The organism is Labilibaculum euxinicum, assembly GCF_009795715.1.
Lineage (GTDB): Bacteria > Bacteroidota > Bacteroidia > Bacteroidales > Marinifilaceae > Labilibaculum > Labilibaculum euxinus.
Genome location: NZ_WTCR01000014.1, coordinates 1 through 18,231, shown reverse-complemented (window position 1 = coordinate 18,231; position 18,231 = coordinate 1). Strand labels below are relative to the sequence as shown.

The 18,231-nt window shown below is 35.6% G+C and carries 13 protein-coding genes and 1 rRNA gene; 10 read left to right on the top strand and 4 right to left on the bottom strand.

What is annotated here, in order from left to right; all coding sequences use genetic code 11:
- The first annotated feature begins 59 nt into the window (after positions 1–59).
- The 3 genes from GQR60_RS16590 (at position 60) to GQR60_RS16580 (ending at position 2,860) form a co-directional block, all read left to right on the top strand.
- Positions 60–1,304: an ABC transporter permease gene (locus GQR60_RS16590; RefSeq protein WP_124994009.1), complete on the top strand. Its 1,245-nt coding sequence runs from the start codon at positions 60–62 to the stop codon at positions 1,302–1,304.
- Positions 1,305–1,451: 147 nt separating this feature from the next.
- Entirely contained in the window at positions 1,452–2,261 is an 810-nt protein-coding gene (locus GQR60_RS16585; RefSeq protein ID WP_124994008.1) for a metallophosphoesterase family protein, read from the top strand.
- The gene (locus GQR60_RS16580; RefSeq protein WP_124994007.1) at positions 2,261–2,860 is read left to right on the top strand and encodes a hypothetical protein; all 600 of its coding nucleotides are present in this window, start codon (positions 2,261–2,263) and stop codon (positions 2,858–2,860) included. The genes GQR60_RS16585 and GQR60_RS16580 overlap by 1 nt, the downstream gene beginning before the upstream one ends.
- 3 nt (positions 2,861–2,863) lie before the next feature.
- Here the strand turns inward: GQR60_RS16580 and GQR60_RS16575 are convergent, their stop codons facing one another.
- Positions 2,864–6,319, bottom strand: a complete 3,456-nt coding sequence (locus GQR60_RS16575) for a DUF5752 family protein (RefSeq protein ID WP_124994006.1) — start codon at positions 6,317–6,319, stop codon at positions 2,864–2,866.
- Between the two features lie 220 nt (positions 6,320–6,539).
- On the opposite strand from GQR60_RS16575, the gene gdhA reads away from it, so the two are divergent.
- The 7 genes from gdhA to GQR60_RS16540 all read left to right on the top strand — a co-directional run bounded on the left by gdhA (position 6,540) and on the right by GQR60_RS16540 (position 14,467).
- Positions 6,540–7,895, top strand: a complete 1,356-nt coding sequence (gene gdhA / locus GQR60_RS16570) for an NADP-specific glutamate dehydrogenase (RefSeq protein ID WP_225441443.1) — start codon at positions 6,540–6,542, stop codon at positions 7,893–7,895.
- Between the two features lie 138 nt (positions 7,896–8,033).
- Positions 8,034–8,924: a CPBP family intramembrane glutamic endopeptidase gene (locus GQR60_RS16565; protein WP_124994005.1), complete on the top strand. Its 891-nt coding sequence runs from the start codon at positions 8,034–8,036 to the stop codon at positions 8,922–8,924.
- A 6-nt stretch (positions 8,925–8,930) separates the two neighbouring features.
- A complete protein-coding gene (gene blaOXA / locus GQR60_RS16560; RefSeq protein ID WP_124994004.1) occupies positions 8,931–9,731 on the top strand; it encodes a class D beta-lactamase in 801 nt (266 codons plus the stop codon).
- A gap of 26 nt (positions 9,732–9,757) precedes the next feature.
- Positions 9,758–10,231: a DUF2059 domain-containing protein gene (locus GQR60_RS16555; protein WP_101309602.1), complete on the top strand. Its 474-nt coding sequence runs from the start codon at positions 9,758–9,760 to the stop codon at positions 10,229–10,231.
- A gap of 102 nt (positions 10,232–10,333) precedes the next feature.
- On the top strand, positions 10,334–12,307 hold the full coding sequence (gene gatE / locus GQR60_RS16550; protein WP_124994003.1) for a Glu-tRNA(Gln) amidotransferase subunit GatE: 1,974 nt from the start codon (positions 10,334–10,336) through the stop codon (positions 12,305–12,307).
- Positions 12,307–13,689, top strand: a complete 1,383-nt coding sequence (gene gatD / locus GQR60_RS16545) for a Glu-tRNA(Gln) amidotransferase subunit GatD (protein WP_124994002.1) — start codon at positions 12,307–12,309, stop codon at positions 13,687–13,689. Before gatE ends, gatD begins: the two co-directional genes overlap by 1 nt.
- 118 nt (positions 13,690–13,807) lie before the next feature.
- A complete protein-coding gene (locus GQR60_RS16540) occupies positions 13,808–14,467 on the top strand; it encodes an NUDIX hydrolase (RefSeq protein WP_124994001.1) in 660 nt (219 codons plus the stop codon).
- On the opposite strand, the gene GQR60_RS20295 is transcribed toward GQR60_RS16540, so the two are convergent.
- The 3 genes from GQR60_RS20295 to rrf all read right to left on the bottom strand — a co-directional run.
- On the bottom strand, positions 14,456–15,871 hold the full coding sequence (locus tag GQR60_RS20295; RefSeq protein ID WP_124994000.1) for an MltF family protein: 1,416 nt from the start codon (positions 15,869–15,871) through the stop codon (positions 14,456–14,458). The genes GQR60_RS16540 and GQR60_RS20295 overlap by 12 nt on opposite strands.
- Before the next feature lie 90 nt (positions 15,872–15,961).
- Positions 15,962–17,944, bottom strand: a complete 1,983-nt coding sequence (locus tag GQR60_RS16530; protein ID WP_124993999.1) for a putative porin — start codon at positions 17,942–17,944, stop codon at positions 15,962–15,964.
- Positions 17,945–18,125: 181 nt separating this feature from the next.
- A 5S ribosomal RNA gene (rrf, locus tag GQR60_RS16525) occupies positions 18,126–18,231 on the bottom strand; the annotation flags it as partial.

Here is an 18,231-nt window from a genome sequence, read left to right as displayed (position 1 = left end):
TCACATCTGTAAACACGAAATTACTACTTTTGTATTAATCTTTTAAAAAGAAACTCAATTTGAATTTAGAACTTTTTATAGCTAAAAAAATTACCATCAGCAAAAAAGGCGGTGGAAATATATCTCATCCTATTATTAGTATTGCCAAAATAAGTATTGCTCTTGGCATCGCAGTAATGATATTGGCTGTAGCTATTGTTACCGGATTCAAATCTGAAATTACCAACAAGGTTATCGGATTTGGTTCTCATATACAAATCACAAATTACGATAACAACTCGTCGTTTGAAACTAACCCCATCGAAAAAAATGCAATCTCCGTAAGCAGCATTGAAAAAATACCCGGAGTTTCGCACATACAATCCTTTGCAACGAAACCGGGTATTCTTAAAACAAAATCGGATATTCAAGGAATTGTTTTAAACGGAATAGGTAAAGACTACGATTGGAGTTTTTTTAAAAATCATTTGGTGGAGGGAAAAACCATTCAGCTCACCGACAGCACCAAAAGTAATGATATCTTGATTTCGGAAAAACTATCAAATCTTCTTCAATTAAAAGTAGGTAACAAATTATCGGTTTATTTTATTCAGCAACCGCCCAGGGTAAGAAGTTTTACCGTTGCCGGGATATACAATACCGGAATGGAAGAATTCGACAAACTATTCCTTATCTGCGATATACAACACATTCAAAAATTAAATGACTGGAGTAACAATCAGGTTAGCGGCTACGAAATTTTCATTGATAATTTTGACGATTTAGATCTTATCGATCAACAGATAAAAGGAATTACAGCTGCATCATTTACCGATGATGGTGCCGGTTTAAAAGTAAGAAGCATTGTTCGCAAATATCCGCAAATATTTAGCTGGCTTGATATGCTCGATATGAATGTATGGATTATTTTAAGCCTAATGATACTGGTTGCCGGTTTTAATATGGTTTCGGGGCTTTTAATTATTATTCTGGAAAAGACCAATATGATTGGAATTTTAAAAGCACTGGGGACAGAAAACTGGTCGATTCGTAAAATATTTCTTTATCAATCGTCCATGCTTATCGGACAAGGACTGCTGTGGGGAAACATTATTGGAATCTCTGTGTGTTTACTGCAATACTTTTTTGAGATTATCCCTCTGGATCCAACCAACTATTATGTAGATACCGTACCAATCAATCTTAAAATCACTCACATTATTCTTCTGAATATTGGCAGTTTAATTGTTACAGTTTCGATGTTGCTTGTTCCCTCCTATTTAATTACAAAAATAACTCCTGCAAAGGCGATTAAATTTGATTAACAAATCGCTTCTTCACGCTGCTAAAATGCTTTGAATTGTTAAAAAAGTTAATAATTGTTATAACTTTCATCATCTTTCTTTTTCTATAATATCTTTGCTCCACACTAATTTTATTGAATTTATTCTGAAAGAATAAAACCAACAGATATGATCCGACGTGATTTTATAAAAACCAACGGACTGGTATGCCTGTCTGCTATTTTGGGGGTATTCCCAGGATGCAGTCTGCCTTATGAATACAGTCCATATGATAATAAAGTTGAGAGTAAATTCAGAGATTTAACTTCTAAAAATCTGGATAAAATAAAAACTACTGATAATAATGAAACTTTCAAATTCGCTTTTATCACAGACACTCACACATTTTATGATGAATTTGAGGATGCTGTTACTGCTCTAAATGCAAGAGATGATATTGATTTCGTAATACATGGTGGTGATTTAACCTTAAGTGCCCTTCACAAAGAATTTACATGGTTTAACGAAATAATATCCAGGCTGAACGTTCCTTTTTTTACAGTAATCGGGAATCACGACCACTTATCAAATGGCGAAAGATTATACCATACCTCCTTTGGTGAAAACAACTACACATTTACTTACAAAGGCTGCAAATTTGTAATGTTTGATAATATTGTATGGGAACGAAAAAACACAGATCCTGATTTTGATTGGTTCAATGAGAATTTAAAGAATGATGGCAGTGCTGATCTGGTGATTCCTGTCTCACACATCCCACCTTATTCGGATCAATATGACGGAGAAGATTCAATTCTGAATCAAATACTGGAAAATAACAATATTAAACTCTCCATACATGGCCATACACACAGCTTTTATCATGGCAAAAAATATGGCAAAACAGATTTTTTGGTAGGAGGTGATATTGCTGATAATCACTATCAGGTAATTACTATTGATAATGGTAATTATTCGATTGAAAACATCGCTTTTTAATGAAAAAATATATATTAATCATTTTAGTATGTAGCTGCTGTTTTAACCTATCAGCCTTGGGTAGTAATATTAACGAAGGCCAAACTGATTCGATAAAAAGAAAATGGTATTTACCACGTGATGCAAAAATTCAATACGCAGGTAATATTGGCTTTCTTTCTGCCGGAATTACCTATTATCTTGCAAAAGACTGGTATCGTCTTTCATTCATGTATGGCAGTACATCAATGCATTCACATGTTCATACTCTAAATACAGTTGCATTTAAGAACACATTTCTTATCAAACAATTTCACATTGGTGATTTTGTAGTTGCTCCAACAGCAGGCTTAAGTATCAATTTTGGTTCAACTCACAATACCTACCGAAATTTACCCAGCTACTTCCCCAATGATTATTATTTTCAGAATAAAATACATTTTGCTCCTTTTGTTGGCGCTATGGTTTACCACCCTCTTCCTTATAAAATAATTAAAGGAATCGATTTTTACACCGAAATTGGAACAATTGACAATTATCTATTAGAAGGCATAAGAACAGAATATGTTAAATTTTACGATATCTGGAATCTGGCTTTAGGCATTTCCATTCATTTTTAAATATCATTCCCAACTCACAACAGCCAGTCGTTTTTTACCATCCAATTTAATACTTAATGGTTTTTTAAACTGAACGTGACGAACGGCGCCATACTCCCCAATTAATTTCTGCTTTTTTAGTAATTGATATTCGATAAAGGATGTTTCTGAATGGTGGTGAATGGAGCTGTAGCCAATATTCATTGATGTTACATTGTGAAAAAAGTGAGATCCAGATGATGCTTCCAAAGGATAATCCTCAAAACTTGTCTCCACAATTAATTTTGAGAAAGAAATGTCGTTCCATTTTACGGGAATTCCAATCCATCGGTCCCGGGTGCCCCAGCGCCCCGGACCAATCAATACAAAACGTTTGTTTTTTTCTCTCATTTCATGATTAATTTTTGAGATGGTATCCGCAATCTCAAGAGTCAAGTCTTTTTTGAATAATTCGGGCACAACATAAACAACATCAACAATATCATCTACCAATCCGTTTCCCATACTCATTTCAGAAATCATCAAAAGCTTGCTTCTGTCAATTTCATTCAAATCAATATGGTAATCATCTATATTACCAACCAAAGGTTTAATCTGCAGAAGATAAAACGAAGCCTTCCCTTCTTTATCTTTCGTTAAATCGACTGCAAACTCTATCTCAATCGGTGAGCCCATTGCTTCTTTTATAATATCCAAAACAAGTTCAATCGTTTTTGCCAGTGGAATATAATTGTATTTTAAAATGTTGGCGAAATTGATGATTCTTGGTCCCATAATATCCAAACCGGGACTAATTGTATCACTCATGGAATTATAAACAGAAGCACAATGCACCAAATTACCATGTGCTTCTGCTTCATCAATATCCAAACGAATTAACCCTGCCGTATCTCCCTCCAGAAGATCCAAATCTTTTTTGTTTAGGTCAACAGCATAAAATTCTACCTGCGAGTTTTTAAATTGATCTTTTGCGCTGTTATTCTCAATGGTTGGGAAAACAGGAGAAAACCTAAATGCCTTTTCACCATCTACAACATATTTACCCAAACCAACACCTATCACAGCGTACCCTTCTTCGGGTTTCATGTGCCCAAAGGGATAATAATTATACGATTGAGCTACACCCGAAATGTGGGGATAAAAAGTTGATCCATACTGATTGCCCACTACTTCCTGAATGACTACAGCCATTTTTTCTTCATCAATTTTATAATTCATGGCCGAAACATTCAGCCTTGCATCATTGGAAAAAATGGAGGAATAAACCAATTTTACTGCGTCAGTTACCTGCTTAACCCTCGTATTTAAATCGGGATGATTATTGGGCACAAGGTAAGTTTGAAAAACCCCTGCTACAGGCTGAAGCAATGAATCTTCAAACAATCCGGAAGATCGGATCGCCAGTGGCTGCTCAAAGCTCTTCAGAATGATTCTTATTTTTTGAACCAGACGCTGCGTTAATTCTGCATCAAGAAATACCCTCTGAATTTGTTCAAAATCATCCATATCCTTAATTCGGTCTAAAAGGTTATTTCGATCTAAGAATGATTCATATTCATCAACACCAATTACTGCAGTCATAGGTGCCTTTATATTTATTCCGGGAACAAACCGGCTCAAATTTAGATTAAAAAGCATGGAGTTAATGAAAGCCAATCCTCGCCCTTTTCCACCTAAGGAACCGGTAGATAAGGTGACTATATTGTTGGAATTAAGAGCAAAATCGGCATTGAACTCCACAACCTTTCCCTTATTTTTTTCGTCCCTGTAGTTTTGAATTACATTAATTAAATAATCCCGCACATCTTCAGCAGATTTAAAATCGGTGATGTGATAGGGAGCAATCATTTTTGCAACCCGGATTTCTCCCCTAGCCATTAACCATAATGAAAAATGATTTTTCTGAGCATGATAAACCAATGATTCAGCGGGAATATGATACAAATACTCCTCAAATTCTTTTAAAGATTTTGCCGTAGCAATTTCCTTTCCCTCAGCATCCTTATAAACAAAATCGCCAAAACCCAGAAACTGACGAATAAACAAACGAATATCCCCTCTAAGCGTTTCAGAGTTTTTATCGATAAAACTAGCTTTCAGCTTAAAAGCATGGCTGGCATTCGAAACATCAGAAGATTGCAATATAACCGGCATATTCGGATATTCATCTTTAATTTCTTTTACCAAACTAATTCCCGCATCATCTAAAAATATTCCATCTTTTTTAAACTTCACATCAGAAATTAAGCACAACAAATACTCCCTAAACCGATAATAAATATTCATTGCCTCTTCGTAATTCGAAGCCAATAATATTTTAGGTCGCGCTCGCAAGCGAAGTATTTTATACTGAGCATCGGTGCTCACATCATCTATTATTCGCTGGGTTTGCGCCAAAACACTCTGATAAAGCATTGGCATATATCTCGAATAATACTTTGCCGAATCTTCAACCAATAAAATTACCCGAGCCAAACCAATCTTAGTGTCATTTTCTACATTTACCTTATCTTCCAAACTCTTAATCATGGCAAAGAAAACCTGCGACTCGCCATTCCACACAAATATTTTATCTACACTTTTTAGTTCAGCCCGTTGTTCTTCAAACATGGCAATATCGGCATCGTTATTCAGCAATAAAAAAATGGATATGTACGGAAATTCCTTTTTAATATGCTCACTTAAAATTATTGGTGTTTTTTTATCCACTCCAACCATTAATATAATCATATCAAAATGCTTGGAATGTAATTGTTCCATGGCTTCTTCCAAATTAGAAACACCTGTAACCCGAGGCATTGATGTTAAGTTAAGCTGATGATATTCGCTGGAAATTTGTTCTGAAAAACGCCCTTCACGTTCAATACAATAAGCATCATACAGGTTCGCAACCAACAATATTTCCTTTACTTTAAATGGCATTAAATCATGATAAATATCCCGATCAGCATTGTTCTTATTCAAAAAATCCTGTAATAATTTTCGATTTGTAACCGGAACATAAGGACCTATTATTTCCTTCTTCTCAGGATCAATTTTCCTTTTCCGACTAAGCAGTTCCTTTCCCGTTTCGCTATTGATATAACCAACAATAATATTCCCAATATTCTCAATCAAGTGCCTTTCTTCTTTCAAAAATGGGCCTTCATCTTGTGCTGGGAATTTTTTCACATAACAAACCTCAATTCGTCCGCTTCGATTATTGATCGTTAAAAATTCCTGTGTTAGTGTCCATTGCGAGAGACGAAATCCGGGGCTGAGGTATTCTTGTCCGTCAAATACAATACGGGCAACCGTAAACTCCGGATATTGCCATGCTTTAGGAAGAATAAAGCAGATTTGCTGTAAAGTATCCTCAATGGATTTTCCTTCCTTGATAATACCTGTGGTTTGATTAATTGCGGAAAGTTCTTTTAACCGCTCTATATTTTCGGCTATAATCTTATTGATTCCCTGCTCTTTACCCGGATTTGATTCCATACATTTTCGGTTTACTTACGTAGATGCATTAAAAATTGTAAAAAGATCGTGGTGATTTGACTACTGTTTGTAGGCTCTTTTAAATTTAAACAATTTAAGTGAAACCTAAGCCCTTGACCTTGAGGGATTTCTTTTTTACCTTTAAATATGATCGCTGGTATTAGCGGTCACGTTCATTCACACCCAGTATAATTCATGTCTAACTTAAACATTAATTACCATGACAACTATGTTAAAGGCTCCTTCCAGCAAGGAATTTATGGACAAATTAAAAAGCAGAACACCAGGAGAAATTGAATTTCATCAGGCTGTTCACGAAGTGGTGGAGTCATTACTTCCTTTTTTAGAGGAAAACCCAAAGTACAAAACAGCTAAAATTTTGGAGAGGATTTCAGAGCCTGAAAGAATTATAATTTTCAGGGTTCCTTGGGTTGATGACAAAGGGGAAATTCAGGTGAACCGCGGATACCGTATTGAGATGAACAGTGCAATTGGCCCCTACAAAGGTGGATTGCGTTTCCACCCAACGGTAAACCTTGGTATTCTAAAATTTCTTGCATTCGAACAAGTTTTTAAAAACAGCTTAACCACACTCCCAATGGGAGGCGGAAAAGGGGGCTCAGACTTTGATCCAAAACAAAAATCGGATAATGAAGTAATGAGATTCTGCCAGAGTTTCATGACTGAACTTTGTAAACACATAGGACCAAATACTGATGTTCCTGCCGGAGATATAGGAGTTGGAGGCAGAGAAATTGGTTATCTATTTGGTCAATATAAACGAATACGTAACGAATTTACAGGCGTTTTAACCGGTAAAGGTGCAGAATGGGGAGGAAGCCTTATTCGTCCGGAAGCAACCGGCTATGGCAATGTATATTTTGCCGAAGAAATGCTGAATACGAAAAATGACAGTCTGAAAGGCAAGATCGTAACTGTTTCCGGTTCTGGAAATGTTGCTCAGTTTACTGTCGAAAAAGTGAATGAATTAGGAGGTAAAGTGGTTACATTATCCGATTCTTCCGGTTTTATTCATGATCCGGATGGAATTGATGGAGAAAAACTTACTTACGTGATGAGACTTAAAAACATTAAACGAGGCAGAATTGAAGAATATGCCAAGAAATACAATGTTGCCTACTATCCAAACGCAAGACCTTGGGGAGTGAAGTGTGATGTTGCTTTGCCAAGTGCCACACAAAATGAAATAAATGCTGAAGAAGCGAAAATCTTAATTGATAATGGTTGCATTTGCGTTTCGGAAGGTGCCAATATGCCTTCTACTCCCGAAGCTGTGGATATTTATATTAAAAATGAAATTCTGTATGGTCCCGGCAAAGCGGCCAATGCCGGTGGTGTTGCTGTTTCTGGCTTAGAAATGTCTCAAAACGCAATGCGTTTAAGCTGGACCCGCGAGGAAGTTGACAATCAGCTTAAAAGGATTATGAAGGATATTCATACCACATGTGTTAAGTATGGTAAATCTTCAAATGGATTTGTAAACTACATGAATGGTGCAAATATTGGCGGTTTTGTAAAAGTTGCCAATGCCATGATTGCACAGGGCATCGTATAGGTATATACTCAATAAAAAAAGGGTTGTTCTTTTGGGACAGCCCCTTTTTTATGTCGTCATAAATTAAAAGACGTTTATTTTCCCTTTCATAACATCAGGATTTTGTTAATTTTACCACACAAACCAAAATCCAAATTAATGAACCCAACAAACAATGAACCAGCGATTAAAAGAGGATGGCTCAGAGCCATTTTAATTCTTCTTCCCTTTATAATATTTACCGGAATTTTTCAACTTATTGGTACTTTTGTATTGGCTCTTGCGTCGAACAAAGACCTTTTGGAAATGCTACAAAATCAGGCAGATAATTCTACTTCCTCATTCTTAGTAATTCAATTTTTTGGAACAATTGGAACGCTGTTGTTGATTTGGCTGTTTACCCGTTTTATCGATCGAAAAAAAATGATTGATTTGGGATTGTCCTTTCAAAAACGAGCAAAAGATATCATTTACGGATTACTGGCCGGTTTTATCATGATGGGAGCAGGCAGTTTAATTCTGTATTTTTCCGGAAACTTAACATTCAATTCCATTACTTTTAATTTGATTGGGTTAGCTCAATCAGTAGTATTGTTTATTTTAGTTTCAATTAACGAGGAAGTATTTGTAAGAGGATATCTTCTTCGAAATTTCATGGATTCCATGAATAAATATATTGCCTTAATTTCATCATCATTGATATTTATGGCTCTTCATCTAATGAATCCTAATGTTTCACTTGTTGGTATTACAAATATTTTCCTTGCAGGATTACTCTTGGGAATTGGCTATATCTTCACTAAAAATCTGTGGTTTCCTTTGGCCCTTCATTTTAGCTGGAATTTTTTTCAGGGACCAATTTTCGGATTCGAAGTTAGCGGAACCAGTTCCTCCTCTCTAATATCACAAAGCATTCACGGAAATGAAATTCTTACCGGAGGTCAATTTGGTTTGGAAGGATCAATTATTGCAACAGTTCTTTGTTCTCTTGGTATTGTATTATTTTGGATGGTATACAAAAAACAGAATGTTTTATCAACTGCAAACTAGTTTATTATGAAAACCTTACTTTCTCTTTTTTTATTGTTTATCCTTTTTGCTTGTTCTCCACAATCAAATTCAATTTTAAACAATTACTCTTCTTCCGATTTGGAAGGTATTTTCAAATCAGAAAAAATTAACGGCTGTTTTGCAATTTATGATTTAAAAAATGATACAAAACTCAGCTTTAATTCGGAACGATTAGATTCAGCATTTTTGCCGGCTTCCACATTCAAAATAATTAATTCGATGATTGCTTTGGAAACCGGAGTGATTCAGGATGAAAAAGAAATCATTAAGTGGGATAGTATCGATCGTAGATATAACGAATGGAATAGGGATCAAAATTTGGAAAGCGGATTAAAATATTCTGTTGTTTGGTTTTATCAGGAACTGGCTCGAAGAATCGGCGAAGAAAGAATGAAACATTGGGTAGAGGCATCAGATTACGGCAATAAAAATATAAACGGAGGAATCGATATTTTCTGGTTGAGCGGAGACATTAGAATCAGCCCAAACCAACAAATTGATTTTTTACAAAAATTATACTTTAACCAACTTCCATTTTCGCAAAAAAATCAAGAAATTGTGAAAAAAATAATGATTGTTGAACAGACTCCTGATTATACAATCAGAGCGAAAACAGGATGGGCAGCACGAATAAACAAGCAAATTGGATGGTATGTTGGCTATATTGAAAAAGGAGAGAATGTATATTTTTTCGCAATTAATATCGATATTAAAAATTCTGATGATGCTCCCAAAAGGAGAATCATAGTTTCCAAAATACTTGATCATCTTCAATTAACTAAATAAAAAAACTCTCAGCAAATTAAAAAACCATGAAAAATATAGTATTGTTTTTATTTCTTACCCTTTCGACATCTACATTCGCTTCTTCGGGGCAAGAAACCAACACGTACGAAAAAGATTTAAAATATCTGTTTCAGATAAACGGATCACAAGCCAGCTATCAGGAATCAATTAAAGCGATGATTATTCAACTACGAAGTCAGGAATCAAATATTCCAACAGAATATTGGGACAAAGCTGAAGTTGAATTCGTGAATACTTCAGTTAATGATTTAATCAAAATGCTTTTGCCAATCTACAGGCAGAACCTTTCTCACGAGGATGTATTAGCCATGATTGACTTTTACGAATCGGTTGCCGGAAAAAGAATTGCTCAGAAATTACCGAAAATCACCACTGAAAGTATGCAGGCCGGAATGTCGTGGGGACAAGCAATTGGGGCAAAAATAAAAGCAGATATTGAAAGTAAAGGCTACAAAATCAGATTGCCGTTTACACCCTAATTTCAAAATCAAAATTCATTAAAACAGGGGGCAAACCTGAATTAAATCATTTCTTAACCAACAGATTATTAGTATTTTTTGGGGTTACTAAAAACTAACCCAATGAATACTATATTCACACCCAACAAAAACCATCTCCAAACCAAAGAACAAATTGGCTATGTCACCCGCCAGCAAGCCACCGAGGACGATTATCGTCGAATTGGTTTCATGTCCGGACTGGAAGTTCACCAGCAACTTGACACAAAAGAAAAATTGTTTTGTCACTGTCCCAGTGGTGTCTTTCACAAAAACGGAGCTTACGATGCTGAAATAATACGACATATGCGCCCTGCAATGAGCGAACTTGGCGGATATGACGGCACGGCGCTAATGGAGTTTAAAACCCGAAAAAACATTATATATCGTATCAACAACGAAACAGCCTGTACTTACGAGATTGACGATACTCCTCCCTTTAGAATTAATCAGGAAGCTCTGGGAATTGCCCTTCGAATCTCACTTTTGTGCAAATTAAATATCGTAGGTGAAGTACATATTACCCGAAAACAATATTTGGATGGAAGTATACCTACAGGCTTTCAGCGAACCGCAATTTTAGGTGTAAACGGTCAGATTCAACTAAGCAATAAAAAAGTAAATCTGATACAATTAAGCATCGAAGAAGACTCTTGCCGTGAAATTTCAGACGTTGGACATGAGCGATATTATAAGACAGACCGTCTTGGCACGCCACTGATAGAGACAGTTACCGCCCCCGAACTAAACACTCCTGATGAATTACGGGAAGCTGCAGAATACATCCGTTTTTTAAATCGAAGCACAGGCTTGGTCCGCACAGGAATGGGAGCAGGCCGTGAAGATGTAAATGTTAGCTGCAAAGGCGGATCAAGAGTCGAAATTAAAGGAGTTGCTCACAACAAATGGATTCCGGAACTTTCACACAATGAGGCTTTCAGACAATGGGCTTTGCTAAATATCAAAAAACTATTAAACGAACGGATTCAAAAAGAAAATTGGAGCATTCACACACTGGAGTTAGATTATCACGACTATAATTTCACATATTCCCCTTTAATTGAATGCAAAGAAAAAGAACATCAGATTATTGCTGTTAACCTTCCTGAATTTAAAGGATTACTATCGCATTTTACCCAGCCAAACCAAAATTTTGCCGATGAAATTGCCCAGCGTTTAAAAGTAATTGCCTGTATCGAACATCCCAATTTAGTGCATTCAGAGCAAGAAGAAGAATTGCTGTCAAAAGAAGATTTTGGTAAAATACTTGCCAAATTAGGATCAAATTCAAATGATGCACAATTAATCATTTGGGGAGCGAAAGAAGATATCCCTACAGCAATCGAAACAATAAAAGAACGTTGTAAAATGGTTTTTGATGGTGTCCCAAACGAAACACGCAAATCGTTGCCCGATGGAACAACAATCTTCGAGAGAGTTCTTCCGGGTGCCGATCGAATGTATCCGGATACAGACTCTGCTCCAATTCCTTTATCGGATGAATACATCAATAATCTTGGTAAAGATTTACCAAATGATATTTGTGAGCGAATTAATCAAATGAATGAATGGGGAGTACCTAAAGATTCCCATCATTTTATTCTCAGTAAAGATCTGTATCCAATTATTAAAGAAATAGCTGACAGATTTCAATTCGATCCTAAAAATACCGCAATATTCTTTGGCCACACTTATAAAAACATCATCGGAAAATACAGCATCCATCCCGAATTCAACTACCGAAAATTAGTCGGACTATTCAAGTTCATTCACGATCAGGAATTACACCCAAACATTACACGATACCTGTTCCCTATTCTCTACCAAAACCCAAGTATGGATTTTGCCTCCATGTTAATCAGCTTAAAATTTAAAAAAAGAAGTCTGGCCGAGTTGATCGCTCCAATTGATTTTCTGGAAGAAAAATTTAAGGACTTACATCCATCTGAGAACAGTGAAAATGCCAGTCACTGGATTATGGGGCAATTGCACCGTCAGGCAATTGGGAATATTGAATTAAGGGAATTAAGAATAAACATCGACAAACGACTTAACTAATGGAAGATATTTTTCAAGGATACAAAGGGATGGCTCTTGAGACCCTAAAAAAATACAGTGTTCGGGTATGGGGCAAAACACATATTGTTACCACCCGAGGCGAATTCGACGGAACAATTCTACCGAGAGCAGAAAATGATGATGATCAGCACATTGTGCTTAAAATAATAACCGGTTACAACATTGGGATAAATGTTACAACTATAAAAGAAATGAAGGAAATCGGTTACAAAAAAGCCAATTATAAAGTTCCCGAAAAAGAATTTCCTTATACAAATGGACAACCAGCTGTAAAGCTGTTTGGAACCGGAGGAACAATCGCATCCCGGTTAGATTATAGAACCGGAGCTGTTATTCCGGCCTTTTCACCAGGAGAACTTTATGGTTCTGTTCCTGAATTGGCTGATATATGTAATCTATCTACCGAAAAGGTTTTTGCTGTGTTCAGTGAAAATATGGGACCGAAACAATACATTTCATTAGCCATTGCAATTGGAAAAGAAATTGAAAACGGAATTGATGGAATTATTATCGCTCATGGAACAGATACATTGCATCATACCGCGGCCGCCTTAACCTATATGGTTCAGGATTCACCCGTTCCAATTGTTTTAGTAGGTTCTCAGCGATCATCAGATCGACCGTCATCAGATGCAGCTTTAAATTTAATGCACTCAGCAGTAGCTGCCGGTCACGGTGATATTGCAGAAGTAATGGTTTGTATGTTTGGCCCAACTTCGGATGAATATGGATTTTTGCATCGGGGAACCAGAGTGAGAAAAATGCATTCGAGTTATCGATCTACCTTCCGGACTCTTGGCGATACACCCTTAGCTACGGTTACCAGAAAAGGAGTTAAACCAATTAAAAAACAGTACAATCACCGACGAAAAGATCGAAACGTAAAAATCCTTCCTTACTTCGAAGAAAAAGTTACGATTCTATACTACTATCCTAATATGCAACCCGATATTATCGATGCATTAGTTGACTGTGGCTATAAGGGAATAATTATCGCTGGTACTGGCCTTGGTCATGTCAACAAACCGGTTTACCCAGCTTTAAAAAGAGCAGTTGAAAAAGGGGTTCATATATTCATGACCGTTCAAACTCTTTGGGGTTACACTCACATGTTTGTTTACGATACAGGACGAGACTTACTCTCAATGGGAATTGTTCCGCTTGATAATATGCTGCCCGAAGCCGCCTATATTAAATTAGGATGGACACTAGGCCAAACCAGCAAACGAAAAGAGGTAATTGACATTATGCAAAAACCCGTAAACGACGAAACAACAAAAAGAGAACCTTATAATGGATATCTTCTCTATCAGGGAGGAGTTCCTGAAGTAGAACAATTTGTTAAAAACTTTAGAAAATAGTTTAAACCCCGATTTTTTTTCGGGGTTACTTTTTGCTGATCTAAAAAAGATTAATATTTTTTTCTTACTAGAGGGAAACATTATTATTATCTTTAAGTACTATTAGAAAAAAGCCTTTATGAGTACTTTAGAAACGATATTTGACCTTGAACAATTTACCAGTTTAGTAAATAATGAACTAAATAATGGATTGCCTGGTTTCGAGGCTCAAAATTTAATGTCCCCGTCGATTCGGGATCACGCCCTTAAAACAAGTGATCCTAGTATTGCCAGGGATAGTAGTGTTCTATTATTATTTTATCCTCACAATGGTCAATTGTATATTCCTTTCATGAAAAGAACAACAGGAAACAACAGCCATAGTGGTCAAATTAGTTTACCTGGAGGAAAATATGAAGAAAGTGATGCAAATAGAACAATAACTGCAATTCGAGAAACAAATGAAGAACTTGGTGTCGACTGCAAAAAAATAAAAATATTAGGCTTCTTAACAGAACTTTACATTCCAGTCAGTAATTTTATGGTTTTACCCGTATTAGGATATTGCGAAAAAAGACCTGAATTTAAATTGAATGAATTCGAAGTTGAAGAAATAATCGAAATGCCTGTATCTCAACTATTAGGAAAAGAGAATATTAGCAATTTCACCATTAACAAAAACGGATTCGAAATTCACGCTCCTTATTTTCAAGCAAAAGAGCACAAAATTTGGGGAGCCACTGCAATGATTCTATCCGAATTAAGAGAAATGTTTCTTCGAGCCGGACTAATTCAGTAATACAATGTTTTGGTAATTATTATAGCGTTCCAAAATTTTATTCACATACTGATAAGGCTCCGAACCACGGCAATAACCATATTTCACTACCGGATCATTAAAAAACTCCGGTTTCGATTTATTCAATAAATAATAGTCGACACTTCCCTTCCATTGATCAGGATTCTTACCATTTTTTTCTGCCAATCGTCTTGCATCCAGCACATGTCCTAATCCAACATTATATGACGCAAGTAAAAATTTCAACTCATCCGTCTTGTCAGACAGAGTCTTGTCCAATTTCCCTTTTAGATATTTCAGATGCCTAACTCCGGCATCAACATTATCAATAGGAGAAGAAAGTGAATCAACATCATATCGATAAGCAGTTTCGGGCATTAGTTGCATTAAACCAAAAGCTCCAACCCATGATTGCGCCTTAGGATCAAAATTTGATTCCTGAGATATCAAAGCTGACAGCAATCTCCAATCCCAATTTATTATTTTCGCTTTTTCCTTAAGAAGATCATCAAAATCCGAAATCTTACCACTTTTTACAGTAAAATACTCACTTTGCATCATCTCTTCAATTCGGCTGCTCTTAAAATATCGCTGGTATATTCGTTTGTATTCTTTCGTTTTTTGAAAATTCATTAACCACATATTAACATCATGAGTTAAATGATTCGCTCCTTTGCGCAATGCCCATGCCAGGTTCTGAGGTAAACTCACACTTGTCTTAAACTCAATACCCGGATAATACGATGAATTAACCATCGCAACATTTTCATCTGCAATAGTATAATCGATCTCACCACTGGCAACCATCGATATCAGCTCCTCTTCCTCCAACATATCAACAACTACTATATCAATAGGCATTTCCATTTCATTAGAGAGTTTTACCAAATGCTCTTGAAATGATGATCCTGACTGTACATGAATTCGCTTACCTCCTAAATCAGCCTTGTTCCTAATGAAACCAATAGAATCATTAACAGGACTCCGCTGAATTAATACCTGTGGCGACTGACTATGAGGAATCGTAAAATTGAATTTCTCCATGCGATCAGTTGTCACTGCTAAATTCATCCCTAATAAATCCACATCACCTCGTTCCAAAGAAGCAAAAGCGGATACCAAATCATTGTTTACAGTCAGCTCCAATTTAACACCTAAGTGCTTAGCCAAAGCTTCAAGCATTTCATATTGAAACCCCATTGTATGCCCCTTGTATACAAAGTAATTGGTGGAATTGTAATCCGTAACCACACGCAACTTCCCACGAAGCTTTACATGCTTTAACTCCACAACTGGTTTCTCATCAATCTGCAATCCAACCATCTTACGGTTTTGATTACAAGTCTGAAGAAAGACCATGAAAATCACGGGGATAAATAATTTTAAATATTTGATTCCAGACATAACTTTTTCCTTTCCTAATTAAAAATTAGAAAAAATCAGATTTCCAACCTAGAAATATTTGATTCAGTTCTTGGTTTTTATAATAAATCCTTAATTGTAAAAAGTCCAGATTAGTCCATATTTTAACATGGCTGGATTGAGAGGGTAGTGTGGAGCAACAAAATAATTTTTACTGCCAATCGACGCGTTCATGTGCTCATACATAACAAATATCCGAGTACGTCTAATTCTAAAATTAATGTATACATCAACCTTAGGATAATCACCAATTTCTTTCTGATTCTGCAAAAAGAACTGTCCTGTTGATGGCATATAGTCAGGGGCATAAAATGCAGTATTGTAATGCACTGCAAATCCTACTTGAAGCCCAAGTGCGCCTTTAAAAAATGTATTTTTATAATAATTATTACTATAGATTGAAAAAGTTGGTAATGGTAAAATTTTATCCTCAGATCCTTTTTGACCAACTAACTTTTGGTTTAGATAAAAGTTTCCCAACTTGAATCTTTTTTCTAAATATCCGGTCAATACCGTAATTCCTTTGTTTGTTTGTTCTGGAATAGTATCCAGTCCAAAATAAGTATAATTATCTATTTGGTTAATTTGCCCACCTATTTTTAAATTCCTTTTCTCATTAAAATATTCAATTCCAAGCTCTAATTCTGTAATCTTATCCAAATTCAAATTCCACTGCTGGTTATTTCCATAGTACTTAGAAAGAAGAAAATCAGGTGTTTTAGAATTTAATTTAGCAAGAACAGATACACCGTGATGAATTGTATCTTTTTTTCCAATCCATTTTGTTAATTCATATTTTAGCTCAAAATCATTTTGCTTATATCCTTCGAATACATACCTTCCGGTTGCATTCCAATTTAAAGATGAACCTGCTGAACTAAACAAACCGGCAAGAAGTTGATTATTATGAATTTTAGTGTCCGTTTGGTGAAAAGAAATTTCCTTTACCGCTAATCTGGTGTTGTATTTTCCAAGATCGCTTATAATTCCAAACCTAGCTCCCAAACGAATCCACTTGTTTTTATTTTCATTAAATACAAGCTGAAACGTATTTCTAATGTTTGAATATTCAACTTTATCAAATGTCGACTTAGTATCATAATAATAATGTGAATAAAAAGAATTGTCGATTATTGTTTCCTTGTATCTCCAACTATCTGATTCATACTTAAAATTATAAATAAAATTTATAGGATAAGAATAAGTTGTATCCTTCTCCTGAATAACTTCTCTTTCTTCACCAATGCCATAAGAATGATTCATGAAAAAATTAAAATTGGTCAATTTACTTTTAGCACCATCAAGCCGGACTTCCAAATTTTCCGGATCCTCACTTTTATCAGTTAAGTCAGTATCTTCAGACAAACCACCGTTCTCCTCATTATTCAGACTATTTTGATTCAAAACAAAATCCAACCCGTACCTTTCTTTTTTATAAGAAGAGAAAAAGCTAAAATCATACAACTTTGTTTTCTGATTTTGATACTGCCCATCACTCGAAATTAAGTTATAACTAACTCCCACATTCAAGTTAGGATTAATATTCTGTGTTTGCAACACTCTCAATAAATTCTCCGCTCGTCCCTTAGGGCCACCTGTTTCGTAATAAACACTTGTAAAAGGTGTGGTTGTATTAAAGAATACGATATCTTCCGGTTTAAGCATATAGTTCCTATAAGGCGAAAACGGTAAGAACTGTTCATTGACATTACGATCTCTATAAATATTTGATAAGTATGGAGAACCTAAATTGCCTAAATAAGTGTTGGAAATACTCTTTTTAAATATTGGGTTGTAGTTATGTTGAGAGCCCAAAATTGTATCTAATTCAACTAACTCATTTCTCGAAGCAAAATCAGTGAGTTTCCAACTCTTAATAACAGATTTTACATTATTATAGCCTAAACTGTCAAGTTCATTACCTTCCTTTCCCAATTTACCTCTACTCCCTAATTTATCTCTTTGAAGATCATCAGGACGACCTTCATACACCTGAGCATAAGAATTCAGACAAAGACAAACTAAAATTGTTACTAATAGGAAGAATTGTTTCATAGCCAACAAAGATAAACAAACTGTTATTAAGTTGAATGGATTGATTCAAAATATAGGTTAAAAAACCTTAGAGAGAGTTAAAGAAGAGAATATATTTGCGATCTATATTAAAATTCTGCTGTTAAAAATTTACACATATAACAAAAAAGAGTCTCATTCCATTGGAACAAGACTCTTTAAAAGTTGGCGTCGACCTACTCTCCCACCAGTTGGCAGTACCATCGGCGCTATCGGGCTTAACTTCTCTGTTCGGAATGGGAAGAGGTGGAACCCCGATGCAATAGACA

Coding starts and splice junctions, on each gene's coding strand:
- gdhA (WP_225441443.1), top strand. CDS start 6,540: ATGACAACTATGTTAAAGGCTCCTTCCAGCAAGGAATTTATGGACAAA.
- GQR60_RS16530 (WP_124993999.1), bottom strand. CDS start 17,944: ATGAAACAATTCTTCCTATTAGTAACAATTTTAGTTTGTCTTTGTCTG.
- GQR60_RS16580 (WP_124994007.1), top strand. CDS start 2,261: ATGAAAAAATATATATTAATCATTTTAGTATGTAGCTGCTGTTTTAAC.
- gatE (WP_124994003.1), top strand. CDS start 10,334: ATGAATACTATATTCACACCCAACAAAAACCATCTCCAAACCAAAGAA.
- blaOXA (WP_124994004.1), top strand. CDS start 8,931: ATGAAAACCTTACTTTCTCTTTTTTTATTGTTTATCCTTTTTGCTTGT.
- gatD (WP_124994002.1), top strand. CDS start 12,307: ATGGAAGATATTTTTCAAGGATACAAAGGGATGGCTCTTGAGACCCTA.
- GQR60_RS16585 (WP_124994008.1), top strand. CDS start 1,452: ATGATCCGACGTGATTTTATAAAAACCAACGGACTGGTATGCCTGTCT.
- GQR60_RS16575 (WP_124994006.1), bottom strand. CDS start 6,319: ATGGAATCAAATCCGGGTAAAGAGCAGGGAATCAATAAGATTATAGCC.
- GQR60_RS16555 (WP_101309602.1), top strand. CDS start 9,758: ATGAAAAATATAGTATTGTTTTTATTTCTTACCCTTTCGACATCTACA.
- GQR60_RS16540 (WP_124994001.1), top strand. CDS start 13,808: ATGAGTACTTTAGAAACGATATTTGACCTTGAACAATTTACCAGTTTA.
- GQR60_RS20295 (WP_124994000.1), bottom strand. CDS start 15,871: ATGTCTGGAATCAAATATTTAAAATTATTTATCCCCGTGATTTTCATG.
- GQR60_RS16565 (WP_124994005.1), top strand. CDS start 8,034: ATGAACCCAACAAACAATGAACCAGCGATTAAAAGAGGATGGCTCAGA.